We start from the raw sequence: 21,832 nt of genomic DNA, 5'->3' as shown, positions 1-21,832 counted from the left end.
TTGCCACTGGCCGGGCGATCCGTCCGATACTCTGCGGTCACCACACACCTGGATACGAAAGGGTGGGGCCATGTCATCCGGCGACATCGATGCATTGCTACGGGTGACCTCGCCCGACTATGTCGGCACGAGCCATCCCGACATCGCGTTCGGCACGCTCGACGGACCGCTGGGGCGTCTCACCCTCGCCGTTACGGGCCGGGGTGTGGTGGCCTGCAGTTACGAGGACGAGAACGTCGTCTTCGAGCGGATCAGCAGGGAGGTCGGCACCTTCATCGGGCCGGACCCCCGGCGGCTCGACCCGGTCCGCCGGGAGCTGGACGCCTACTTCTCCGCCCGGCTCCGCGCCTTCACCACCACGGTCGACCTGCGCCTGGCCACCCAGTTCTCCAGGACCGTGCTGCAGATGATGCTCTCGGTGCCGTACGGGACGGTGACGACCTACCGTGAGATCGCCGAGCGGATCGGCAGGCCGCGGGCGCTGCGGGCGGTCGGCAACGCGCTGGGCAGCAACCCGGTGTGCGTCATCGTGCCGTGCCACCGGGTCGTCGAGAGCGAGGCGGTCCTCGGCGGGTACGCCGGGGGGGCGGCCGCCAAGGAACGCCTGCTGCGCATCGAGTCCCGCGCGTAGCGCGCTTCCACCAGGTCAGGGGCGGCGCCGGAGCGCACCAATGCCCAGGGTGAGGAGACCCGCGGCGAGGAACGCGCCGACGGCCGCGCTCATCCACGGCTGCGGGACGAAGCCGAGCAGGTCGCGGGCACCGGTCCAGAACGAGGTCCACCAGGCCAGCTCCGGAGCGACCGGCAGCACGGCGAGCATCCACCAGGCCGCGAAGCCCAGCACCCACGGGATCACCATGAGCCAGCGCGAGGGCGCGCTCTCGGAGGTGTCCCAGCGCCTGGAGGCGCCGAGCAGGAAGTAGTCCACGGCGAGCACCGCGAACATCGGCACGAAGACCGCTCCGATCAGGCTCAGGAACGCGGTGTAGGTGTCGACCTTGACGAAGATCGCGAGCAGGGTGACCAGCACCCCGATGACCACGGAGATGACCCGGCGGTCCAGCCTGGGCATCAGGTTCTGCAGCGACATGGTGGTGGAGTAGACGTTCACGAACGACTGGTCGGTCTCGCGCAGTACCAGGATGCCGAAGAACAGCGGGCCGAGCGCCGCGGCCACGAAGGGGTCCCAGACCCGTTCGGTGTCATTGCCGACCAGGGCGAGGGCCGCGATTCCCAGGACCAGGCAGGCGACCTGGGCGATCGTGTAACCGCCGACGACGCCGGTGAACGTGGCCCTGCCGGACCTGGAGAACCGGGCGAAGTCCGCCGCGACCGGCACCCACGAGACCGACAGCGCGATCACGTAGTCGACCGAGGGCGCGAACGCCTCCCACGATCCACCACCGATGGACGGCTCCCTGCTGAACAGGGCGACCGTGAACCAGATCATCGAGACGACCACGCCGGCGGTGACATACCGGCGGAGCAGCCGGACCGCTCCCAGCGGCCGGATGGTCAGCGCGGTGGTGATCACTCCTCCGATGACCACCCAGACCGCATACGGCACCTCGACTCCGAAGGATCCGGCGATGGCCTGGGCCCCCTGGGCGATGACCCAGAGCTCGAACGCGCCCCAGCCGAGCATCTGGATGATGTTCAGCACGGTCGGCAGGTACGAGAGCCTGGCACCGAACAGCCCGCGGAGCAGGACCATCGCCGGAGCACCGGTTCGCTGTCCGGGAATGGCGGCCAGGCCGACCATCGCGGTGCCGATGACGCTGCCCACGACGGCGGCCAGGATCGCGGCCACGAAGCTCAGCGGCCGGTCGCCGAGCGGATTGATCAGCGCGATCGCACCGGAGAATCCAAGCAGGCTGACGCCCAGGTTGGCCCAGAGCGCGCCCTGGTCGAGCACGCCGAGTTCCTTGGGCGGAGCCTCGTCGAGGGTGAGGGGGGCCTCGGCTGACTTGGAGTCAACGACGGCAGACGACATCACACGCTCCCTACGCCGGCATTACCCGGACAGGTTCATGCGGTCGGCGGCGCGTCAGAGGGTCTGTGAGACCCTCTGCGTGGTTCCGCCCTCTCAGCCCGGTCACGCCCGAGCTCCCGCGGTAGATAATTCGCCCTGATTATGCCATTTTTTCCTCTCCTGGCAAGGACCGTCCCTGGCAAGGACCTCTCCTGGCAAGGACCACCCTCTCGACGGGCGCCCGCTCAGACCGCGCTCAGGTCATCCGAGCCGATCGGGATCCGTCCAGGCCACCGCGGTCGCCGAACCACTGAAGCCACTCAGGCCACTCAGGCCACTCAGGCCACGAACGGGTCCCGACCGCTCTCGGCGACCATCGAACGCCCCGCGATCTCCCAGGACTGCATACCGCCGCCGACGTTGATCGCGTCCCAGCCCACGTGGTTGAGCCAGGCGGTGGCGTTCGCGGAACGGCCGCCGACCCGGCAGACCACGTAGACGGGCGCACCCTTGGGCACCTCGTCGACCCGGGACTGCAGCTCACCCAGCGGGATGTGGACGGCCCCCGGCGCGTGCCCGGCACGCCACTCGTCGTTCTCGCGTACGTCGAGCAGGAACGCGTCATCCGGCACGGCCTGTGCCTCGACCTCAGGAACACTCATGCGTCCATTGTCCCAACTCCCGCATCTGCTGGGGCGCAAAGCCCATCGGACGCCCTCATCCGGACTCTCAATTTCCCCTGATAGTGAGCCAATTCACCACAACTGACCGGCTGGGCCGCCCGAGCCGCAGCGTCCCCGGCCGGGGGCCGGCCAGACCGGTGACGGGGAGAACGGGACCGAAGGCCCGGGAGACCGAGAGCCCGGGAAAGGCGAAAGGCGGCGGGCACGGGGAGACGGGTTCAGGGCACGTCCCAGAAGGCGAGTTCGTGGGCCATTCCCTCGGTGAACAGCTTCTCCGCCCTGCCGGGGTCGGGTGCCGCCTCGTCGATCATCACGGCGATGCGCTCGGTCAGCTCGGCGAAGGCCGGGTGGGCGTAGGTGTCGACCCAGGCGCGGTAACGCGGCTCGTCGGGCGGGTTCTCGGCCAGGACCCGACCGAGCGTGGAGTAACCCCACATGCAGGGGTAGAGCGCGGCCAGGCCATCGGCGTAGACGGCCGCGGAGTCGAGCAGGAAAGAGGTGTAGGCCACACAGGCCGGCCCCTTTCTCACCCCGCCGAGGTCGGCACCGAACTCCGCGGACAGTGAACGGTGCAGGTTCAGCTCCTCGTGGAAGGTGGCATGAGCCAGGTCCACCAGGTCGCCCAGGTGCCCGTCCGGGGCCTGCCACGCGAGTCGCGAGAAAACGCGGACGTAGTCGAGCAGGAACAGGTAGTCCTGCTCCAGCCAGGACCGGAACACCGGCTCGGGCAGGTCTCCTCGCGCGATGCCCGCCACCGTCGGGTGTGCGAGTTGCACCTCGACGAGCGGGCGGCCAATGGCATGCAGTTCCTCAGAAACCCTCATAGCTCGGGCATTGTGTCAGGTGAGGGCGGCGGCACCGAAGGAGACACCGAAGCGCTTGCACCAGATGGTGACGGTCTTCAGGCCGTCGAGATCGGCCCCCGCGGGGATGGCGTAGTTGGCGTTACCCCGGTTGCCCTTCAGCTCGCCGAGTTCGAGGTGCTTGCCGTCGTCCAGGTTGAACCATCCGGCCCTGCCCTCCTTGACGGGCTGGTCGCTCAGCCGGACCCGCAGGTCCGGGCCATCAGAGGTGTTCAGGTCCTCGATCCGGAGGACCCGGCTCCCATCCGGGAGCTCCAGCACCCGCACCTCGCCCCTGGTCTCGTGCTCGTGGGAGATGAACGTGCCCTTGGCCAGGCTCTTCGGCTCCCGAGGTGCTTTGGCGGGCTCGCTCGCCGTGTCTCCCACCGAGGTCGGCTCCGGCCCGGAGGTCACGACCACGGTCGGCAACGCCTCGTTCACCTCGACCGTGGTGAACAGGCGCCAGGGCTGGAACAGATAGAGGGCGACGCCGAACGCGACGGCACCGAGCGCCAGAACGCCCCACGTGACGGGGTGTCGGAGCAGTCTCTTGATTCTCATCGAATACCTCCGGTGTGGGGCCCCGGTGTCGGTCCCGGAGAGGGGGCCTAGATCTCCCTCCGGCTTCGGAGCCGACGCTACCCCCGCCGCGGTCGCGCGCCGCTTACGGAGTGCTTACGACCGCGGAACGCTCACGGCGTGGTGGGCGCCTACTTGGCGAGGACGTCCTTGGGGACGGGCTTGTCCTGGGCCAGCGCCTCGAACATGCGCAGCGCCTTGGCCCGATCCCACTTGACGACCGCCTGACCGTTGATGGTGGGCAGGGAGCCGACGGGGACAACGGTGGTGACCGGGTTGTCGCCCATGGCGAGACCAAGGGAGAGCAGGTCGAAGGCGCCGGTCTCCTCACCCACGGACACCGAGTCGGCGGCGCTCAGCGCGAGCGGAATGGAGGTGAAGGGGTTGATCAGAACCCCGGGGCTGGCCGCCTTCTTCACCACCGCGGAGAAGAACTGACGCTGGCGCTGGGTCCGGTCGAGGTCCGGAATGGCACCGGTGGCGCGGGTGCGGACGTAGCCGAGGGCCGTCCCCCCGTCCATGAGCTGGAGGCCCTTCTTCAGGTTGATCCCGGCCTTGGGATCCTTGATGGCCTGCTTGACATTGATCTCAACCCCGCCGATGGCGTCGACGATGCCCACGAAGCCGCCGAAGCCGATCTCCATGTAGTTGTCGAGCCGCAGCCCGGTCACCTTCTCCACGGTCTTGGCCAGCAGCTTGGGGCCGCCGTCCTGGAAGGCGTAGGCGGCGTTGAGCTTGTCGCTGCCGTGGCCGTCGATCGGCACGTAGGAGTCGCGCGGCAGGCTGACCAGGGTCGGACGGCCGTCCCCGTCGGGGATGTGCAGCAGCATCATCGTGTCGGTCCTGCGGCCCACGGCCTTACCCGTGGCGAGCTTCTTGCGCTGGGCCGCGGTCAGGCCCGCCCGGCTGTCGGAGCCGACCAGCAGCCAGTTGGTGCCGGGGGTGTCGGCGGGGCGGCCCTCGTAGTCGGTGAGCGCCTCGATCCGGACCAGTCGCGAGTTAATCATGAAATATCCGCCGATGGCCACGACCAGCAGCACGACGAGCAGCCCGGCGAGGATCCGCACGACCAGCCTGCCGGGGCGTTTCGGGCGCCAGCCCCGCATGCGCGGCCCGCCGCCGCCCGGACCGCCGGAACCCGCGCGCGAGGCGTCGGGGGAGGCACCCCGGGGCTGCGCGGAGGAGGCGCTCAACGGCCTGACCGGGCTGGAGCCCGACCTGGCCTTGCCGTACACCCGCGAGCTTCCCCGAGGACTCGGCACCTCCCGCTGCGCGTTCTCCTGGACGCGTGTCTCCTCTTCGGCGGATGCCCCCCGCCGTCCTGACGCGGCCGACCCTCCCGGCGAGGGATGGGCGGGCTGCCCGGCCGCTCGCTGCGGCACGGACCCGGGCGTGGGCGACCGCAGCGCGCGAGTGCGATCGTCATCTTCGGGCCAGTCAGCCACGTCGTGTCCCGCCACTTCTTGATCTCATGGTGAAAACGTCATTATCGACGCTACGTCGCGGTTCACGTGCATGCCGCAGAGTCCCCAAGGTTTCCCTATGTAAAAGTACTCAGACAGGTTGTTAGCGACCAACAATGCGATCGTCGGCTGATCCGGAAACATCAACCCCTACCCGGATCGTTACGGTAGAGAACTACCTCTGCTCGAAAGGATGATCGTGTCCACTCCGGACTCGTGGAGTACCTGCCCGTGCAAACGCACGGGAACCGCTGAACCGACCGGGAGAGCTACCCGGTGAACACGGCTCTGGGCCTGTTGTCCATACTCCTGCTCACCCTCGCCACCGGCTATTTCGTCGCCCAGGAGTTCGCCTTCGTCGCGGCGGACCGCGGTGTGCTGCGTGAGCAGGCCGACTCGGGCGACGTGGCCGCCGAACAGGCGCTGAAGGTGACGGGACGTCTGTCGTTCATGCTGTCGGGCGCGCAACTCGGCATCACCGTCACCGCGCTGCTCGTCGGCTTCATCTCGGAACCCGCCATCGCCACGGTCGTCCGCCCCTGGCTGGAGGCAGCAGGAGTCCCTTCGGCGGCCGTACCCGGCATCGCCGTGGCACTGGCCATCGTGGTCGCCACCGTCATCCAGATGGTTCTGGGCGAGCTCGCCCCTAAAAACCTTGGCATCGCCCGTCCCGAGCCGGTGGCGAAGTTCCTCGCCCGCTCGACGCTGATCTACCTGCGGATCGCCGGGCCGGTCATCCGGCTGTTCGACTCGGCCGCCACCGGCCTGCTGCGCCGGGTCGGCGTCGAACCGGTGGAGGAGATCGAGCACGGCGCCAGCCCCGAGGAGCTGTCCCGGATCATCTCCGAGTCCGCCACCACCGGCGACCTGCCGCCACGGCTGTCGGAGCTGCTTGAGCGCGCACTGGAGTTCGGCGACCGTACCGCCGAGGACGTCATGGTGCCGCGCCCCCGCGTGGTGCTGCTCAGGGAGGAACGCCCGATCTCCGACCTGCTTGACGCCGTCCGCAGGAGTGGTCACTCCCGCTATCCGGTGCTCTGCGACCGGAACGGCGACGACGTGGTCGGCGTCACCGGCGTGCGCGAGCTGCTCAAGTCGGGGCTGACCGACGGGACGCTGGAGAAGATCACCCGTCCCGCGCTCCTGGTGCCCACCTCCCTGCCACTGCCCGCCGTGCTGGAGCGCATGCGCGCCGCCCGCGACGACATGGCGTGCGTCATCGACGAGTACGGGGGCCTGGCCGGCGTGGTCACCGTCGAGGACCTCGCCGAGGAGCTCGTCGGCGAGCTCATCGACGAGAACGACCCGGAACCCGCGGGGGTCGTCGCGGGTGAGGATGGCACCTGGGACCTGCCGGGCACGCTCCGGCTGGACGAGATCGAGCGGGCCACCGGGCTGCAGCTTCCGGAGAGCGACGACTACGACACCGTCGCGGGTCTCGTGCTCGCCACCCTCGGCCGGATGGCCGAGCCCGGCGACCAGGTGACCGTCACGCTGACCCTGCGGAACGACCCCCTGGAGAACGACGGCGCCGACGAGAAGGACGCGATGCTCACCGTGCTGTCGGTGAACCGCAGGGTCCCCGAGTGGGTGCGGCTGTCGCTCGCCGTACCTCGGGAGGCCGGTCCGGCGGAGGACGAGACGCCGAGAACGGCGGGGAGAGAGAATGATCCGGCGATGCCCCCGCCGCAGATGATCGAGCGCGCCCCGGAGACTCCCATGATCGAGCGGAGCGAGGTGAGGCGACGATGAGCACCACCGCCGCCCTGCTGATCGGCGTGGCCCTGCTGATCGGCAACGCCTTCTTCGTCGCTGCCGAGTTCGCGGTGATCTCAGCTCGCAAGCACCGCCTGGAGGAGCTCGCGGGCAAGGGAGGCCGGTTGACCCGGATCGCCGCCCGCGCCGCCGTACGCGGTGGCAGGGAGCTCTCCCTGATGCTGGCCGGCGCGCAGCTGGGCATCACGCTCTGCTCGCTCGGTCTGGGCATGGTGACCGAGCCGGCCGTCGAGCATCTGCTGGAACCGGTCTTCGGCGCGGTCGGTGTGCCCGAGTCGCTGCGGGTCCCCATCTCGCTGATGATCGCGCTGGCGATCATCACCTTCCTGCACATGGTGGTGGGCGAGATGGCTCCCAAGTCGTGGGCGCTGACCCACCCCGAGAGCGCCGCGATGGGTCTGGCCCTGCCGTTCCGCGGCTTCACCTGGGTCGTCAGGCCGGTGCTCGCCTCGCTCAACGGTCTGACCAACGGGATCCTGAAACTGTTCGGCGTGCATCCCAAGGACGAGTTGGCCACCACCAGGACCCCTGTCCAGCTGGCGATGCTGGTCGGTGAGTCGGGCCGGATGGGGCTGCTCGACCGTGACGAGCACGACCTGCTCACCCGGGCTCTGCGAGTCCACCAGCAGCCGGTCGAGCGGTTGATGCTGCCGCTGGCGAAGGCCACCTCGGTGCCCGGCGACGCGACGGGCACGCACATACGCGAGGTGGCCGCGCGCGACGGGCACCTGCGCCTGCTGGTCACCTCCGGCAAGCCGGGCGACGTCCTGGGTGTGGTGCACGTCAGGGACATCCTCATCCGGCCGGAGGCCAGCCCCGCGGAGCTCGCCCGGCCGGTGCCCCGCCTGGACAAGGCCACCACGATCCCCGACGCCGTCTCCGCTCTCCAGGACGCCCACGCGCACCTGGGCCTCGTCACGGACGGCGGAGGCGAGGTGATCGGCATGGTGAGCCTCACGGACCTGCTCGGCGAGATCCTGGGCGTCCGGGTGCTCGCGACCCGTTAACCCGGTATTTCGGCGGGCCTGCGAGCGCCACGGGCCGGGGGAGATCCCTCCCCCGGCCCGTTTTCTCTGTCAGCGTAATCAGTCAGCCGGTAAACCGGTGCAAGTCATCCGAATTTTGGGCTCGCCTTGGCCGGCCCCCGGGTGTGTCGTCACGTGCGTTCGGGGTGGCGGGGTTTCGGGCGGCGTCCCGGTGGCTGCCGGGGCTCGGGGCGGGGCGGCAGAGGTGGTGTGGGGTGTTGTTGCGGATGCCGGCCGTTGAGCGTGACCGGCCGCTGGTAGTGCCGGATCGTCAGATCGGCTCCGTTGAGCAGGCGGTAGGTGGTGCAGGTGCAGGGCGGTCTCCCGCAGACTCCACGGCTCGACCGCGTACGAGGGATGGCTGATCATCACTCCTCCCGAAGCAGCTCGGCCAGGTCCCTCACCACGACGTCCGCGCCGTGCGCGCGCAGCGCGTCCGCCTGATCGGCCCGGTCGACCCCGACGACGTAGCCGAATCCGCCCGCCCGGCCGGCCTCCATTCCGGCCGGCGCGTCCTCGAAGACCGCCGCGCCGGCAGGTGGGACGCCCAGGTCGCGCGCCGCCGCGAGGAAGGTGTCGGGGTGCGGTTTGCCCGCGAGCCCCCGTTCGGCCGCGACCACGCCGTCGATCCGGGTGTCGAAGAGCCGCTCGATGCCGGCCGCGGCCAGGACGGCCTGGCAGTTGGCGCTGGAGGACACGACCGCGGTCGCGAGCCGCGCACCGCGGGCCGCCACCACCAGACGTACCGACCCCGGATACGCCTGCACCCCGCCCTTGCGAATCTTCTCCAGTACCAGGAGGTTCTTGCGGTTGCCCAGGCCGTGCACGGTGTCACGCTCGGGCGGATCGCCCGGCTCCCCCTCGGGCAGCACGATGCCGCGCGCGGCGAGGAAGGTACGTACCCCGTCGAAACGCGGACGCCCGTCGACGTAGGCGTCGTAGTCGTCCACCGCGTCGAACGGGCGGAACCTCTCGCCGTCTCGCCGTCTGAGGAAGTCGTCGAACATCTGCTTCCAGGCTGCCGCGTGCACCACCGCCGTCTTGGTCAGCACGCCGTCGAGATCGAACAGGCAGGCACGGATCTCGTCGGGGATCCCCAACCTCATCATGAACCACACCTCCCCGGTATATGGCCACGAATACCTTCGAGGGCCGAGTCCGTCCAACCGGCGGTCCAACCAGTGACGGTGACGACTGCGGTGGCCCGTGCCGCCGTCGTCGACGGGATCGGGAGAATGGTTAAGCCCGTTGAGCGCACCCACCTGCGGCCCCACCGGCAAGGGCAACCCCTGGCTACGCGGCGCCCTCGGCGAGGCGGCCATCTCCGCCGCACGCACCGACACCTTCCTCGGCGCGCGCTACCGACGCATCGTCAAACGCCGCGGCCATATGAAGGCCCTGGTCGCGGTCGCCCGCTCCATCCTGGTGTCCATCTGGCACCTGATGGCCAACCCGACCGACTCTCATCGCCTCCCGCCGCCCTGTGAAGTGCTACATCGTGCTGTGGATCGTCGATGACCCCGAGGCGTGGGCGGCCAGGATCGAGGCCGACGCGGACGCGCTGGTGGCCAGGTATGCGCCGCCCCTCTCGCGCCGGCCAGGAAGAAGTACTGACATGAGTCCCTGGTCAGAAGGGGATTAGGACTCTGGGCGGGACAGCAATCGCGACGGAGGCTCGGATCGTCTTCCAATGCCCGGGCGGGCCGTCTGAGCAGAACCATCAGGGGAGAACCATGGCTCGGTTGCACGATTTCCTCGGCCGGTTCCGCCCGGCTGGGGCACCTGGGGCGGCGGCGCCGGCGGGGGTGCCGGCCGACCCCGAGGCGGAACGTGCCGCCGAAGCGGCGCCGATCTTCGCCGCCCTGGCGGATGTCCACACCCGATGCCGGGAGATTCAGGTGCGGGCGGAGCGGGACGCCGAGGAGATGCTCGCCCAGGCCCGTGAGCAGGCGACGGCCATCGTGGCGACCGCGCGAGGCGGAGCGGGGGCGAAGCGCGCAGAGGCCGCTGCCCGCGCCCGTGTCGCGTTGGACGTGGAAGGCACCGAAGTGCTCGACGCGGCCCGCCGTGAGGCGGAGGCGATCCGCGAGCGAGCGGCGCGACGTATGCCGGGCGAGATCGATCGGGTGATGGGAATGATCCGATCGCTGGCGGGCGGTCGATGAGCGCGGCATGGGTGGCCGGGACGACGCGAGCACGGGCGCTGGCTCGGCGGCGCCTGGGGAAGGCCGGGGCACGGCGGGTGGCACTGGCCGGCTCGGCCCAGGAGGTGGTGTCCGCGCTCGCCTCCACCCCGTACGGACACGACGTGCGCGCCGGGCAGAGCCTGGCCGAGGCTCAGCAGTCCGTCCTGGCCTGCCTGCTGTGGCACCTGCGGATCCTGGCCGGATGGCTGCCCTCGGAGGGCACCGTCATGATCCGACTGCTGGCGCGGTGGTTCGAGATCGCCAACGTCGACGAGATCCTCGCGGGGGGCGGCCGGCGGTTCAGCCTCGGAGCGCTGGCGACGGCCTGGCCCCGGGTGCGGGCCCTCACCGCGCCGGCCGACATCCGTGCCGCGCTCGCCGCCTCCCCCTGGGGCGACCCGGGTGGCGCGCGTCCCCGGCAGATCCAGATCGGCATGCGGCTGTCGTGGGCCTGTCAGGTCAGCGACCGTATCGGTTCCGCCTCGGCGTGGGCGGCGGGGGCGGCCGCCCTGCTGGTCGCTCGCGAGCACTTCCTCGAAGGGCGAGGTGTCGAGCCGCCGATCAGAGGCAAGGCCGAATCCCTGCTGGGCCGGCGCGCTCTGGACGCCACCTCGTTGCCCGGCATGACCGCCTGCCTGCCTTTCCCCGCCCGCTGGGCACTCACAGGGCTGGAGCGGCCCGAGGATCTGTGGCGGGGTGAGCCGCGCTGGTGGGAGCGCGTCGAGCGGGACGGTACGGCGATGTTGTTCGGCTCGAGTTTCGGGCCTTCGCCGGTTCTGGGCACGGTCGCGGTGCTCGCAGCCGACGCCTGGCGGGTGCAGCGGGCCGGTGAGACGGCCGTACACCAGGGGGATCCAGATGAGCTGGCGTGAGGCGCTGGCGCCGGTCCGCATGCGGCGGATCGCGGTGGCGGCCCCCCAGGACGCGCTCGGTGACGTGCTCGCCTTGGTGGCCGATGCAGGATGCGTGGATCTTGACGGCGCGGCCGGCATCGAGGAGTGCGCGGACCACGCGGTTATCCGGGACGGGGTGGCGGTCGTCGCGGGATGGACTCCGGCACAGGCGGTCGACGCCCTGTCGCTGACGCTCGCCACTGCCGGAGGCGCGGTGGTGCCGCTCCCCCACCCTCCTGGCGCGGAGGCGCCGTCCCTGCTCCGCGGCCAGGGGCTCAGAGGTTCGGTCAACCCGCTGGTGGAGACGTACGGAACGGTGCCGTACGCCGACGTCGACCCGGCCCCGCCGGCGGCACTCGCCTACGTGCTGATGTTCGGGATGATGTTCGGCGACGCGGGTCACGGGTTGATGCTGCTGGCCGTGGCGGCGATGCTCCACGCCGGGTGGCCGGCCCGCCTGACGCGGTTCCGCGGGGCGTGGCCGTTCGTGGCCGGTGCGGGTCTGGCGAGTATCCTGTTCGGCCTGCTGTACGGGGAGTTCTTCGGCCCGACGGGGTTGGTTCCAGTGCTCTGGCTGGACCCGATGTCACATCCCGCCTCGCTGTTGCTCCTCGCCCTCAGCGTGGGGGCCCTGCTTCTCGGCGGCGCCTACCTGCTCGGCGGTGTCAACAGGTGGCGGGAAGGAGGGTTGCCGCTCGCCTTGTATTCGCCCGCCGGGATCGCCGGAGGTGCGACGTTCATCGGCATGGGTGTGGCGGCCGGTGGGTGGTACCTCGCCGAGACATGGCTGACGGCGGCAGGGCTGGTGACGGCCGTCACCGGTCTCGGATTGATTCTCACGGGGTTCCTCGCCGAAGGCGGCGGCCTCACACAAGCGGTGATCCGGTCGGCCGACGTGGTCATCCGTATCGGCGCGAACGTCGCGTCCTTCGCCAGGCTCGCGGCCTTCGGCCTCACTCACGCCGCGATCGGCTGGATCGTGTGGAAGGCCACCCTCGGCCTGTGGCCGACGGCTCCCGCCTTCGCGGCGCTCGTCTTCACTGCGGGCACCCTGCTGGCCTTCGCTCTGGAGGCGCTGGTGGCGGCGGTCCAGGCCCTGCGCCTGGAGTACTACGAGTTGTTCTCCCGGATCTTCCAGGCGGAGGGGCGTCCCTTCCGGCCTTTGCGCATCCCGCTCCCCGCTAAGGAGGCACCGCGATGTCCATTTCGGCACGGCGAGGGATCATCGCCTTCAGCGCGCTTGTTCTCTTGACTGCTCTCGGCGTCCTCATCGTGGCCGCGCTCGGCGGGCCGGCAGGGGCGAACGGCGGCCCAGTGGACGCTCACGCCACCGCGGGGCAGGCGAACTGGGCGGCGCTGATCGGCGCGGCGATCGCGGTGGCGGCCTCCTCGATCGGCGCGGGCGTGGCCGTCGCCTACACTGGCGCCGCCGCACTTGCGGCGATGAGCGAACGCCCGGAACTGTTCGGCCGCGCGATCGTCATCGTCGGCCTGGCGGAAGGGATCGCGATCTACGGGCTTGTCGTCGCCGTCATCCTCATCGGGCGGGCGTGACCATGGGCGGCGTCGTGGCCATCGGCGAGCCTTCCCGGCTGGCGGGCCTCGCCCTGGCGGGCGCCATCGTGCTGTCGGCCGAGGATTCCGCGGGCATCCGTCGGGCCTGGAGGTCCTTGCCGGAGGGCGTCGATGTGGTGATCCTCACCGCGTGGGCGGCCGAGATCCTCGGTCCCGTCGACGATCGGCTCACAGTGGTCATGCCCGGCGCACTGTCCGCCCGGCGGGCGGTGCGCGAGCCGTGACCGGGACCGCGGTCGAGCAGGCTCTCGCCCCATTGGAGGCGGAGCTGCTGCGCCGGGCCGGGGAGCAGGCGGCACGGACGACCGCGCGGGCAAGGGACGAGGCGGCGTCCGTCATGGCAGCGGCCCGGCGGGAGGCGGAGGCCGTACTGGCCGAGGCGGGCGCGCAGGGATTGGCGGAGCACGCCGCCTACGCCGCCACGGTGCGGGCGGACGTCGGGCGACGGCGACGGCGGGTCGTCCTCGCCGCGCAGTGCGAGATGCTGGAGGAGTTTCGCCGCCGGGCGCGTGAAGAGGCCAAGGATCTCCGCCACGCCCCTTGCTACCCGGCCCTGTTGCGCCACCTGTCGGAGACGGTCAGACGGCGCGGCGGGGATGACCTGGTGATCGACGAGCATCCGGACGGCGGCGTGGTGGCGCACGGTCCGGGACGGCGCCTGGACGCCACGCTGCCCGCTCTCGCAGACCGGATGATCGACACCCTCGCCGGGGAGGTGCAGTGCCTGTGGCTGTCGTGACCCGCGTCAATGGCCCGCTCGTCGAGGTGAGCGATCTGAGGGGCGTCGCCATGTTCGATCAGGTGACCGTGAAAGGACTTCCCGGCGAAGTCGTGTCCCTGCGCGGCGAGCGGGCGACCGTCCAGATGTACGAGTACACGGGCGGCCTGATGCCGGGACTCCCGGTCGAGGCGACGGGGATCCCGCTGTCGGCGCCTCTCGGGCCTCACCTGCTCGGCGGGGTGTTCGACGGGCTGCTCCGGCCGCTGGAGCAGGCGTCCATGTGGCTGGATCCCCGATCCCGTGAGGGCGCGGAAACCCGTTCCTGGCGGTTCACCCCGCTCGTCGCCGAGGGGCGGGCTGTGGAACCAGGCGCCCCGGTCGGTGCCGTCACCATGGCCGGCGGGCTGTCCTACCTGGTCCTCGCCTCCGGCGGCACCGTCGGCTCGATCCGGCCTGCCGGAGAGTACCCTGCCGAGGCCCCGATCGCCACCGTCGGAGGCCACGAGATGACGATGGTCAGGCGGTGGCCGATCCGCCGGGCCCTGCCCTACCGGGAGCGTCTCGCAGAGCCGGTACCGCTCATCACGGGGCAGCGGGTACTCGACCTGCTGTTGCCCGTCCAGCGAGGCGGAACGACCGCGGTGCCCGGGGGATTCGGCACCGGCAAGACCGTACTGCTCCAGCAGATCGCCAAATGGTGCGACGCCGACGTCGTCGTCTACGTCGGCTGCGGCGAGCGCGGCAACGAGATGGCCGACGTGATCTCGGAACTGGGGCAGCTCGGCGACCCGCGGACGGGCGGGCGGCTGGCCGACCGTACCGTAATGATCGCCAACACCTCCAACATGCCCATGATGGCCCGTGAGGCGAGCATCTACACCGGGGTCACCGTGGCCGAGCACTTCCGTGACATGGGGTATGACGCGGTGCTGATCACCGACTCAACGTCCCGGTGGGCCGAGGCCAGGCGCGAGTTCGCCTCCCGCAGCGGGGCGCTGCCCGCCGAGGAGGGCTACCCCGCCGATCTCGCCTCCGCGATCGCCGCCTTCTACGAGCGAGCGGGACGGGTGACGACGCTCGGCGGGCGGACCGGGTCGGTGACGATCCTGGGGGCGGTCTCCCCGCCGGGCGGGGATATGACCGAGCCCGTCACCACCCACACCCAGCGGTTCGTACGCACGCTCTGGAGCCTGGACCGCGACTTGGCCTACGCACGCCACTACCCGGCGGTGTCTTGGGAGGCGTCCTTCTCCCGCGACGATGAGTCCCTGGCCCAATGGCACGACAGGACCGGCCGGGAAGGCTGGGCGGCGACCCGCGCGCGCATCAGCGCGCTGCTCGCCGAGGCGGACCACCTGTCCGGGATCGCCGAACTGGTCGGCACGGCGGCGTTGCACGCGCGCGAGCGCGTCGTCCTGCTCGGGGGGCGCCTGCTGCGCGAGGGCCTGTTGCAGCAGAGCGCGCTCAGCCCCACGGACGCCTACTGCACACCTGAGCGCACCATCGCGCTCGCGGGCACGGTGCTCGCCGCGATCGACGACTGCCTGGCCCTGGTCTCCGGTGGCGTGCCGGCCGACGAGATCGAGAGCCGGGATTTCTCCGCCGTCCTGCGTGCCAAGGAATCCGGGTGAGGCCGAGCCATGATCGAGTTGGAGTACACCGACGTGGCCGAGCTGCGAGGCCCACTCATCGTCGTGCGGGGTGTCGGCGGCGTGGGGTGGGACGAGTTCGCGTCGATCCACCTGCCCGGCGGCGACGTACGGCACGGGCTGGTCCTGGAGGTCGACGGGGATCTCGCGCTGGTCCAGGTCCTCGAAGGGACCTCAGGCATGACGCCCGGAAGGATCGGCGTGGCGTTCTCGGGGACCCCCTTCCGAGTGCCCGTCGGCCCCGGCTGGCTGGGGCGGGTCTGCGACGGCCTCGGCAGCCCGCTGGACGGCGGACCGCCGATCTTCGGTTCGACGACCATGCCCGTCAGCGGACTTCCGCTGAACCCGGCGTGGCGGGTCCCGCCCGCCGAGCCGATCCTCACCGGTGTGTCGGTGATCGACGCCCTGACCACGCTCGTGCGCGGTCAGAAGATCGCGGTGTTCTCCTCGCCCGGTTTGCCGCACCTCGATCTCGCCGCCCAGATCGCGGCACAGGCTCACGCCTCCGGAGGACCGTTCAGCGTGATCTTCGCCGCCATGGGGCTCACGCACGCGGACGCACTCGGAGTACGCGACGCGCTGGAGGCGCGAACCGCGGCCGCAGAGCTGGTGCTCCTGCTCAACCTGGCCGACGATCCGGTGATCGAGCGGATCTTGACTCCGCGGATCGCGCTCACCGTCGCCGAACACCTCGCCTTCCATCTCGGCCGGCACGTTTTGGTCGTCCTGGCCGACATGACCAGCTACTGCGAGGCACTGCGGGAGGTGTCGTCCGTAAGGGGGGAGATCCCCGCCCGCAGGGCGTATCCCGGCTACCTGTACAGCGACCTCGCCTCGATCTACGAGCGCTGCGGGAAGGTACGGGGCCTGCCGGGCTCGGTGACGCTGCTGCCCGTGCTGACCATGCCGGCCGGGGACATCACCCACCCCGTACCGGACCTCACCGGATACATCACCGAAGGGCAGATCGTGCTTTCTCGCGATGTTCCCGGCTATCCGCCGGTCGACTCGCTGGCGTCGATCTCGCGGCTGATGCGACATGGGGTGGGGGCCGGCCGTACCCGGCGGGAGCACGTCGACCTGGCGGCACAGCTCCTCGCAGCCCTGACGCGGGCCAGGCAGGCGAGGGAACTGGCCGAGTTCGTGGGTACCGACGCGCTCAGCTCGCTGGACCGGCGGTATCTCGACCTGGCCCGCGCCTTCGACGAGCGGCTGGTCGCCCAGGGCCGGGAGGAGTCTCACGGCCTGGAAGAGACCTTCGACCGGGCATGGCAGGTGCTCTCCACGCTGCCACGCACGGAACTGACCATGCTCGACGCCGCCGCCGTGGACGCCAACTACCGGGAGGCGCGATGAGGATCTCCGTGCCGCCCGGCCGCGCGGGCCGCCTCTGGCTGCGGCGCCGGCTGGCCACCGCTGAACACGGCCTCGACCTCCTCGACCGCAAGCTGCGCCTGCTCCGCCAGGAACAGGACCGTCTCGCCGCGGTCGCCGCCCAGACCGGGGAGCGCTGGGCGGAAACGATGGCCGAGGCGGAAATCTGGACCTTCCGCGTGGCGACCCTCGGCGGGGAGCGGGCGCTGCGGCTCGGCGCCTCCGCCGGGCAGATTCACGTCGAGATCGACTACGCCGACGTGATGGGCACGACCTATCCCTGCAGCGTAGCTTGCCACTTCCCCGCCGCCCCGGAACAGCCGGCGCTCACGGCCGCCCTCACCCCGGCCAGATCGGCCTGCCAGAGGGCCCTGGAAGCAGGAACACGACACGCCGTAGCACTCAGGGCCGTCCGCATCGTGGAGGCAGAGGTCCTCTGGACGCGGCGCCGGATCCGTGCCCTGCGCGAGCGCTGGATACCCGGCTTGGAATCGGCGCTCGCCGAACGCGAGCTGGCCCTGGAGGAACAGGAGCGCGCCGACTGTGCCCGGGTACGGCGTGCGACCAGGGACGGAAGCCTCCATTACCGGTGACCTTTGGCCATGTTCAGAAGAGTCGCTTTTGGAAAGGGATGAGAGGGGATATAACTCCCGCCGTCTGAAGCGTGAGGGGGAACGCCGATGGACGCCCTTGTGACACCGTCGCTGGAGCCGCTGATCGAGGCCCTGCGATCGGTCGGCTATACCGTCGTCGGCCCCACCGTCAAGGACGGAGCCGTGCGGATGGCCGAGATATGGTCGGCCGAAGAGCTACCCGCGGGTGTGGGAGACGCACAGGAGCCCGGCGGCTACCGGCTGACCGAGCGCGACGACGACATGGTGTTCGGCTTCGCGGCCGGCCCGGACTCGGCCAAGCGCTACACCCAGCCGCCCCGCCAGACGCTGTTTCGAATGCGTGACCAGGAGATCGAGGAGGTCGAACCCGAGGCGCCCCGCGTCGCGCTGCTCGGGGTACGCGCCTGCGATCTGGCCGCGATAGCCGTCCAGGACAGGGTCTTCCTCGGCAGACATCCCGACAGCGCCTACCGCCGCCGACGCGAGGCGCTGTTCCTGGTGGCCGTGAACTGCGCGGTTCCCGGCGGCACCTGCTTCTGCGCCTCCATGGGGACCGGACCGAAGGCCACCGCCGGCTTCGACCTCGCGATCACCGAGCTGGCCGCACCGCACCGGTTCCTGATCGAACCGGGCAGCGAACGCGGCGCGCAGATCCTCACGGCGATCCCGCACCGCGCGGCCGAGGAGGACGACCTGGCCGCCGCGCAGGAGGTGTCCCGCACGGCCGCGACCCGGATGGGGCGGCAGGTGGACACCACCGGCATCCAGGACTGGCTGCCGGCGGCACACGACCACCCCCGGTGGACCGACGTGGCCTCCCGCTGCCTGAGCTGCACCAACTGCACCATGGCCTGCCCCACCTGCTTCTGCAGCACCGTCGAGGACATCACCGATCTCTCCGGCGACGTCGCCGAACGGTCCGAACGGTGGGACTCCTGCTTCACGCTGGACTTCACCGAACTCGGCGGCACACCGGTGCGCGGCTCGGCCCTGGCCCGCTACCGCCAGTGGCTGACCCACAAGTTCGCCACCTGGTACGACCAGTTCGGCGTGTCGGGCTGCGTGGGCTGCGGCCGGTGCATCACCTGGTGCCCCACCGGCATCGACGTGACCGAGGAACTGTCGTGCATCCGATGACGCCCGCTCCGTACCGGGTGCGTTCCCGCCGTCCGGACCGCGCCGACACCGTCACCTTGACCCTGGAGCCGGTGCGGGGCCGGTGCCCGGCCTTCCTACCAGGCCAGTTCAACATGATCTACGCCCGGGGAGTCGGCGAGATACCGATCTCCCTCAGCGGCCGGGCCAGGTCAGGGGCGCTCATGCACACGATCCGAGCGGTGGGCGCGGTCAGCCACGTCTTGTGCGATGCCAGGCCCGGCGACGTCGTGGGGCTCCGCGGCCCGTACGGCACCGCCTGGGACGTGCCTGCCGCGGCCGGGCTGGACGTCGTCGTGGCGGCCGGCGGCCTGGGACTCGCGCCGCTGCGCACCGTCCTTCGTGAGCTGGCCGCGCACCGTTCCCGATACGGCCGGATCAGCCTGATCGTCGGCACCCGTACCCCGATGACCCTGCTCTACCCGCGAGAGCTGGCCCGGTGGCGAAAGTCGCACGACGTCGACGTCCAGGTCATCGTCGACCATCCGGACCACGCCTGGCAGGGCCCGGTCGGACCGGTCACCAGGCTGATCGACCGGATCGTCTTCCAGCCGCGCCGTACCGCCGCCTTCGTGTGCGGACCCGAGGTCATGATGCGCGCCGTCGCCGACAACCTCGTACGGCGCGGCGTCCCGGCCGCACGGGTGGCGCTGTCGCTGGAGCGCAACATGAAATGCGGCGTCGGCCGCTGTGGGCACTGCCAGCTCGGCCCGCTGCTCCTTTGCTTGGACGGCCCGGTGGTGGACTACCAGCGGGCGGCCAGGCTCCTCGCGGTGCGGGAGCTGTGATGGGCGCCCCCAAACCCGCCTCCCGGCCGCGGCTCGCGGTCTGGAAGTTCGCCTCATGCGACGGCTGCCAGCTCACCCTGCTCGACTGCGAGGACGAGCTGCTGTCCCTGGCGGCCAAGGTGGAGATCGCCTACTTCCTGGAGGCGTCGAGCGCCCCTGGTCCCGGCCCGTACGACCTGTCGCTGGTCGAGGGGTCCGTCACCACCCCAGAGGACGCCGAGCGCATCCGGCACGTACGCCGGGTCTCCAAGCACCTGGTGACGATCGGGGCCTGCGCCACCGCAGGCGGGATCCAGGCCCTGCGCGACTTCGCCGACGTACGCGAGTTCGCCTCCGTCGTCTACGCGCGGCCCGAATACATCGCCACCCTGGAGCGGTCGACGGCGATCTCCGCCAACGTGCCGGTGGACTTCGAGCTGCGCGGCTGCCCGATCGACAAGCGCCAGCTTTTGGAGGTCATCACGGCGTTCCTGACCGGTCGGCGCCCTGTCGTCCCAGGGCACAGCGTGTGCGTGGAGTGCAAGGCCCGGGGCAACGTCTGCGTCTTGGTGGCGCACGGCACGCCCTGCCTGGGCCCGGTCACCCAGGCCGGTTGCGGGGCGCTCTGCCCGGCGTTCAACCGGGGCTGCTACGGCTGCTTCGGCCCGTCCGAGACCACCAACTCGGCCGCCCTTAACGGCCGGCTGCGCGAACTCGGGATGAGCGACCCGGAGCTGGTGCGAATCTACCGGACCTTCAACGCCACCGAGGAGCCCTTCCGGCGAGCGTCGGAGGAGGCCGAGGGTGACGCATAAGACCATCCGCATCGGCGGCCTGTCCCGGGTCGAAGGCGAGGGAGCACTGCTGGTGCGCGCCCGCGACGGCCGGATCGTCGACCTTCAGCTGAGGATCTACGAGCCGCCCCGGTTCTTCGAGGCGCTGCTGCGCGGCCGCTCGTACACCGAACCTCCCGACATCACCGCCCGCATCTGCGGCATCTGCCCTGTCGCGTACCAGATGAGCGCCTGCCAGGCCATCGAGGCGGCCTGTGGGGTGGAGGTGACCGGACCGCTGCGGGACCTGCGGCTGCTCCTCTACTACGGCGAATGGATCGAGTCACACGCCTTGCACATCTTTCTGCTGCACGCGCCGGATTTCCTGGGCTACGACAGCGGTATCGCCATGGCCGCCGACCATCGCGTCCACCTGGAGCGCGGCCTGGCGTTGAAGAAGGCGGGAAACGAGCTGGTGGCCGACCTGAGCGGCCGGGCGATCCACCCGGTCAACGTCCGGGTAGGCGGCTTCTACCGGATCCCGCGCCGCCAGGAACTCGCCGGTGCGGCCGAGCGGCTGCGCCTGGCACGGGAGCACGCCCTGGCCACCGTGACCTGGGTCGCCGGATTCGACTTCCCCGACGTGGAACACGACTACCGGTTCCTCGCGCTGCGGCACCCGGACGAGTACGCCATCCTCTCCGGTTCCGTCGCCGTCAGCGACGGAACCGGGTTTCCGGTCTCGCACTGGCCCGAACACGTTGTCGAGGAGCAAGTGCCCGGCTCCACGGCGTTGCACGCCCGGCTCGACGGAACCGGCGGCTACCTGGTGGGCGCCATGGCCCGATACGCCCTCAATTCCGGGCTGCTCTCCCCGCTGGCCCGCTCGGCGGCGCGCGACGCCGGGCTCGGCGAGGTGTGTCGCAACCCCTTTCGCAGCATCGTGGTCCGGGCGGTGGAAATCGTGCACGCCTGCGACGAAGCCCTGCGGATCATCGACTCTTACGCCGAGCCCGACGCGCCCGCCGTCCCCGTCGAGCCGCGGCCCGGCGTCGGCCACGGGGCGTCGGAGGCCCCGCGCGGCACGCTCTACCACCGCTACCGCATCGACGATGACGCGCTGATCGTCGAGGCGGACATCGTGCCGCCGACCTCTCAGAACCAGGCCCGCATCGAGAAGGATCTGTGGGATCTGGTCGAGCCACGGCTCGCCCTGCCGCAGGAGGAGCTGGCATCGCTGTGCGAGCGGGCGGTACGCAACCACGACCCGTGCATCTCCTGCTCCACCCATTTCCTGGATCTTCGTCTCGATGCGCGCTGACCGAGTCGTGATCGGGGTGGGCGGCGACTCCCGCGGTGACGACGCGGCGGGCCTGGAGGTGGTACGGCTACTCCGCGGCACGCTCCCGCCCTCGGTGGTCCTCACCGAGAGCTCCGGGGATCCGATGCATCTGGTCACGGCCTGGAGCGGCGCGCGGCTGGCGATCGTGATAGACGCGGTGTCCTCAGGCGCGGCACCGGGGACCATCCACACGGCTGTCCGGCCAGGCCCCGCGCCCGCCTGGCGGGCGAGCTCTCATGCCCTTGGCCTGCCCGACGCGATGGCGCTCGGTGAGGCGCTCGGCCTGCTCCCGGACGAACTGGTCGTCTTCGGCGTCGAGGGCGGCGACTTCGGCCTCGACACCCCGGTCACCCCACCGGTGCGCGCGGCGATCCGCGAGACGGCTGAGGCTGTCCGGCAGCGGCTGGATGATCTCCGTCAGCAGGAACAGTGACAACAGGCCC

The 21,832-nt window shown here is 70.7% G+C and carries 24 protein-coding genes and 1 riboswitch; of the genes, 18 read left to right on the top strand and 6 right to left on the bottom strand.

The window, feature by feature from the left end; all coding sequences use genetic code 11:
- The first annotated feature begins 70 nt into the window (after window positions 1–70).
- Window positions 71–631, top strand: coding sequence for a methylated-DNA--[protein]-cysteine S-methyltransferase (locus tag OG884_RS16920; RefSeq protein ID WP_326646312.1), 561 nt, complete (start codon window positions 71–73; stop codon window positions 629–631).
- Window positions 632–646: 15 nt separating this feature from the next.
- On the opposite strand, the gene OG884_RS16915 is transcribed toward OG884_RS16920, so the two are convergent.
- From OG884_RS16915 to OG884_RS16895, 5 genes are all read right to left on the bottom strand, one after another.
- A complete protein-coding gene (locus tag OG884_RS16915; RefSeq protein WP_326646311.1) occupies window positions 647–1,993 on the bottom strand; it encodes a purine-cytosine permease family protein in 1,347 nt (448 codons plus the stop codon).
- Window positions 1,984–2,123: riboswitch (TPP riboswitch) on the bottom strand. Its footprint overlaps the gene before it by 10 nt.
- A gap of 187 nt (window positions 2,124–2,310) precedes the next feature.
- Complete coding sequence (locus tag OG884_RS16910; protein WP_326646310.1) at window positions 2,311–2,634, bottom strand: rhodanese-like domain-containing protein; 324 nt, start codon at window positions 2,632–2,634, stop codon at window positions 2,311–2,313.
- A 239-nt stretch (window positions 2,635–2,873) separates the two neighbouring features.
- Window positions 2,874–3,479 carry a TenA family protein gene (locus tag OG884_RS16905; protein ID WP_326646309.1) on the bottom strand — a complete coding sequence of 202 codons (606 nt, stop codon included), beginning with the start codon at window positions 3,477–3,479 and terminating at the stop codon, window positions 2,874–2,876.
- Between the two features lie 15 nt (window positions 3,480–3,494).
- Window positions 3,495–4,058: a DM13 domain-containing protein gene (locus tag OG884_RS16900; RefSeq protein ID WP_326646308.1), complete on the bottom strand. Its 564-nt coding sequence runs from the start codon at window positions 4,056–4,058 to the stop codon at window positions 3,495–3,497.
- A 149-nt stretch (window positions 4,059–4,207) separates the two neighbouring features.
- A complete protein-coding gene (locus OG884_RS16895) occupies window positions 4,208–5,458 on the bottom strand; it encodes an LCP family protein (RefSeq protein ID WP_326646307.1) in 1,251 nt (416 codons plus the stop codon).
- A 357-nt stretch (window positions 5,459–5,815) separates the two neighbouring features.
- Here OG884_RS16895 and OG884_RS16890 point away from each other — a divergent pair, with 357 nt between their 5' ends.
- Window positions 5,816–7,291, top strand: coding sequence for a hemolysin family protein (locus tag OG884_RS16890; protein ID WP_326646306.1), 1,476 nt, complete (start codon window positions 5,816–5,818; stop codon window positions 7,289–7,291).
- Window positions 7,288–8,322 carry a hemolysin family protein gene (locus OG884_RS16885; RefSeq protein ID WP_326646305.1) on the top strand — a complete coding sequence of 345 codons (1,035 nt, stop codon included), beginning with the start codon at window positions 7,288–7,290 and terminating at the stop codon, window positions 8,320–8,322. Before OG884_RS16890 ends, OG884_RS16885 begins: the two co-directional genes overlap by 4 nt.
- 386 nt (window positions 8,323–8,708) lie before the next feature.
- Here OG884_RS16885 and OG884_RS16880 read toward each other — a convergent pair whose 3' ends face one another.
- Window positions 8,709–9,449 (bottom strand): HAD family hydrolase, encoded by a 741-nt coding sequence (locus OG884_RS16880; RefSeq protein ID WP_326646304.1) that lies wholly within the window; start codon window positions 9,447–9,449, stop codon window positions 8,709–8,711.
- A 139-nt stretch (window positions 9,450–9,588) separates the two neighbouring features.
- Here OG884_RS16880 and OG884_RS37520 point away from each other — a divergent pair, with 139 nt between their 5' ends.
- The 15 genes from OG884_RS37520 to OG884_RS16805 all read left to right on the top strand — a co-directional run bounded on the left by OG884_RS37520 (window position 9,589) and on the right by OG884_RS16805 (window position 21,822).
- On the top strand, window positions 9,589–9,858 hold the full coding sequence (locus tag OG884_RS37520) for a hypothetical protein (protein WP_442811696.1): 270 nt from the start codon (window positions 9,589–9,591) through the stop codon (window positions 9,856–9,858).
- A gap of 215 nt (window positions 9,859–10,073) precedes the next feature.
- Window positions 10,074–10,505 (top strand): hypothetical protein, encoded by a 432-nt coding sequence (locus tag OG884_RS16870; protein ID WP_326646303.1) that lies wholly within the window; start codon window positions 10,074–10,076, stop codon window positions 10,503–10,505.
- Window positions 10,502–11,398 (top strand): hypothetical protein, encoded by an 897-nt coding sequence (locus tag OG884_RS16865; protein WP_326646302.1) that lies wholly within the window; start codon window positions 10,502–10,504, stop codon window positions 11,396–11,398. The genes OG884_RS16870 and OG884_RS16865 overlap by 4 nt, the downstream gene beginning before the upstream one ends.
- Entirely contained in the window at window positions 11,385–12,671 is a 1,287-nt protein-coding gene (locus OG884_RS16860; RefSeq protein ID WP_326646301.1) for a V-type ATPase 116kDa subunit family protein, read from the top strand. Before OG884_RS16865 ends, OG884_RS16860 begins: the two co-directional genes overlap by 14 nt.
- Window positions 12,668–12,973 carry an ATP synthase subunit C gene (locus tag OG884_RS16855; RefSeq protein ID WP_326646300.1) on the top strand — a complete coding sequence of 102 codons (306 nt, stop codon included), beginning with the start codon at window positions 12,668–12,670 and terminating at the stop codon, window positions 12,971–12,973. Before OG884_RS16860 ends, OG884_RS16855 begins: the two co-directional genes overlap by 4 nt.
- Window positions 12,970–13,218, top strand: a complete 249-nt coding sequence (locus tag OG884_RS16850; RefSeq protein WP_326646299.1) for a hypothetical protein — start codon at window positions 12,970–12,972, stop codon at window positions 13,216–13,218. The genes OG884_RS16855 and OG884_RS16850 overlap by 4 nt, the downstream gene beginning before the upstream one ends.
- A complete protein-coding gene (locus OG884_RS16845) occupies window positions 13,215–13,733 on the top strand; it encodes a hypothetical protein (RefSeq protein WP_326646298.1) in 519 nt (172 codons plus the stop codon). The genes OG884_RS16850 and OG884_RS16845 overlap by 4 nt, the downstream gene beginning before the upstream one ends.
- Window positions 13,715–15,346, top strand: a complete 1,632-nt coding sequence (locus tag OG884_RS16840; RefSeq protein WP_326646297.1) for a V-type ATP synthase subunit A — start codon at window positions 13,715–13,717, stop codon at window positions 15,344–15,346. Before OG884_RS16845 ends, OG884_RS16840 begins: the two co-directional genes overlap by 19 nt.
- Before the next feature lie 9 nt (window positions 15,347–15,355).
- Complete coding sequence (locus OG884_RS16835) at window positions 15,356–16,720, top strand: V-type ATP synthase subunit B (protein WP_326646296.1); 1,365 nt, start codon at window positions 15,356–15,358, stop codon at window positions 16,718–16,720.
- Window positions 16,717–17,331 carry a V-type ATP synthase subunit D gene (locus OG884_RS16830; protein WP_326646295.1) on the top strand — a complete coding sequence of 205 codons (615 nt, stop codon included), beginning with the start codon at window positions 16,717–16,719 and terminating at the stop codon, window positions 17,329–17,331. Before OG884_RS16835 ends, OG884_RS16830 begins: the two co-directional genes overlap by 4 nt.
- A gap of 87 nt (window positions 17,332–17,418) precedes the next feature.
- A complete protein-coding gene (locus OG884_RS16825) occupies window positions 17,419–18,489 on the top strand; it encodes a 4Fe-4S dicluster domain-containing protein (RefSeq protein WP_326646294.1) in 1,071 nt (356 codons plus the stop codon).
- A complete protein-coding gene (locus OG884_RS16820; RefSeq protein WP_326646293.1) occupies window positions 18,486–19,295 on the top strand; it encodes an FAD/NAD(P)-binding protein in 810 nt (269 codons plus the stop codon). Before OG884_RS16825 ends, OG884_RS16820 begins: the two co-directional genes overlap by 4 nt.
- Entirely contained in the window at window positions 19,295–20,089 is a 795-nt protein-coding gene (locus OG884_RS16815; RefSeq protein ID WP_326646292.1) for an oxidoreductase, read from the top strand. The genes OG884_RS16820 and OG884_RS16815 overlap by 1 nt, the downstream gene beginning before the upstream one ends.
- Entirely contained in the window at window positions 20,079–21,368 is a 1,290-nt protein-coding gene (locus tag OG884_RS16810; RefSeq protein ID WP_326646291.1) for a Ni/Fe hydrogenase subunit alpha, read from the top strand. Before OG884_RS16815 ends, OG884_RS16810 begins: the two co-directional genes overlap by 11 nt.
- The gene (locus OG884_RS16805) at window positions 21,358–21,822 is read left to right on the top strand and encodes a hydrogenase maturation protease (RefSeq protein ID WP_326646290.1); all 465 of its coding nucleotides are present in this window, start codon (window positions 21,358–21,360) and stop codon (window positions 21,820–21,822) included. The genes OG884_RS16810 and OG884_RS16805 overlap by 11 nt, the downstream gene beginning before the upstream one ends.
- Window positions 21,823–21,832 lie beyond the last annotated feature (10 nt).

It is taken from the genome of Streptosporangium sp. NBC_01755 (genome assembly GCF_035917995.1).
GTDB lineage: Bacteria > Actinomycetota > Actinomycetes > Streptosporangiales > Streptosporangiaceae > Streptosporangium.
Note: the sequence above shows the minus strand (reverse complement) of the source record. Positions and strands in the feature narration are given on the sequence as shown.

Bases quoted from the DNA above. Each gene is read 5' to 3' on its own strand.
- OG884_RS16920 (WP_326646312.1), top strand. From the start codon at position 71: ATGTCATCCGGCGACATCGATGCATTGCTACGGGTGACCTCGCCCGAC.
- OG884_RS16915 (WP_326646311.1), bottom strand. From the start codon at position 1,993: ATGTCGTCTGCCGTCGTTGACTCCAAGTCAGCCGAGGCCCCCCTCACC.
- OG884_RS16910 (WP_326646310.1), bottom strand. From the start codon at position 2,634: ATGAGTGTTCCTGAGGTCGAGGCACAGGCCGTGCCGGATGACGCGTTC.
- OG884_RS16905 (WP_326646309.1), bottom strand. From the start codon at position 3,479: ATGAGGGTTTCTGAGGAACTGCATGCCATTGGCCGCCCGCTCGTCGAG.
- OG884_RS16900 (WP_326646308.1), bottom strand. From the start codon at position 4,058: ATGAGAATCAAGAGACTGCTCCGACACCCCGTCACGTGGGGCGTTCTG.
- OG884_RS16885 (WP_326646305.1), top strand. From the start codon at position 7,288: ATGAGCACCACCGCCGCCCTGCTGATCGGCGTGGCCCTGCTGATCGGC.
- OG884_RS16880 (WP_326646304.1), bottom strand. From the start codon at position 9,449: ATGATGAGGTTGGGGATCCCCGACGAGATCCGTGCCTGCCTGTTCGAT.
- OG884_RS16870 (WP_326646303.1), top strand. From the start codon at position 10,074: ATGGCTCGGTTGCACGATTTCCTCGGCCGGTTCCGCCCGGCTGGGGCA.
- OG884_RS16865 (WP_326646302.1), top strand. From the start codon at position 10,502: ATGAGCGCGGCATGGGTGGCCGGGACGACGCGAGCACGGGCGCTGGCT.
- OG884_RS16860 (WP_326646301.1), top strand. From the start codon at position 11,385: ATGAGCTGGCGTGAGGCGCTGGCGCCGGTCCGCATGCGGCGGATCGCG.
- OG884_RS16835 (WP_326646296.1), top strand. From the start codon at position 15,356: ATGATCGAGTTGGAGTACACCGACGTGGCCGAGCTGCGAGGCCCACTC.
- OG884_RS16830 (WP_326646295.1), top strand. From the start codon at position 16,717: ATGAGGATCTCCGTGCCGCCCGGCCGCGCGGGCCGCCTCTGGCTGCGG.
- OG884_RS16825 (WP_326646294.1), top strand. From the start codon at position 17,419: ATGGACGCCCTTGTGACACCGTCGCTGGAGCCGCTGATCGAGGCCCTG.
- OG884_RS16820 (WP_326646293.1), top strand. From the start codon at position 18,486: ATGACGCCCGCTCCGTACCGGGTGCGTTCCCGCCGTCCGGACCGCGCC.
- OG884_RS16815 (WP_326646292.1), top strand. From the start codon at position 19,295: ATGGGCGCCCCCAAACCCGCCTCCCGGCCGCGGCTCGCGGTCTGGAAG.
- OG884_RS16805 (WP_326646290.1), top strand. From the start codon at position 21,358: ATGCGCGCTGACCGAGTCGTGATCGGGGTGGGCGGCGACTCCCGCGGT.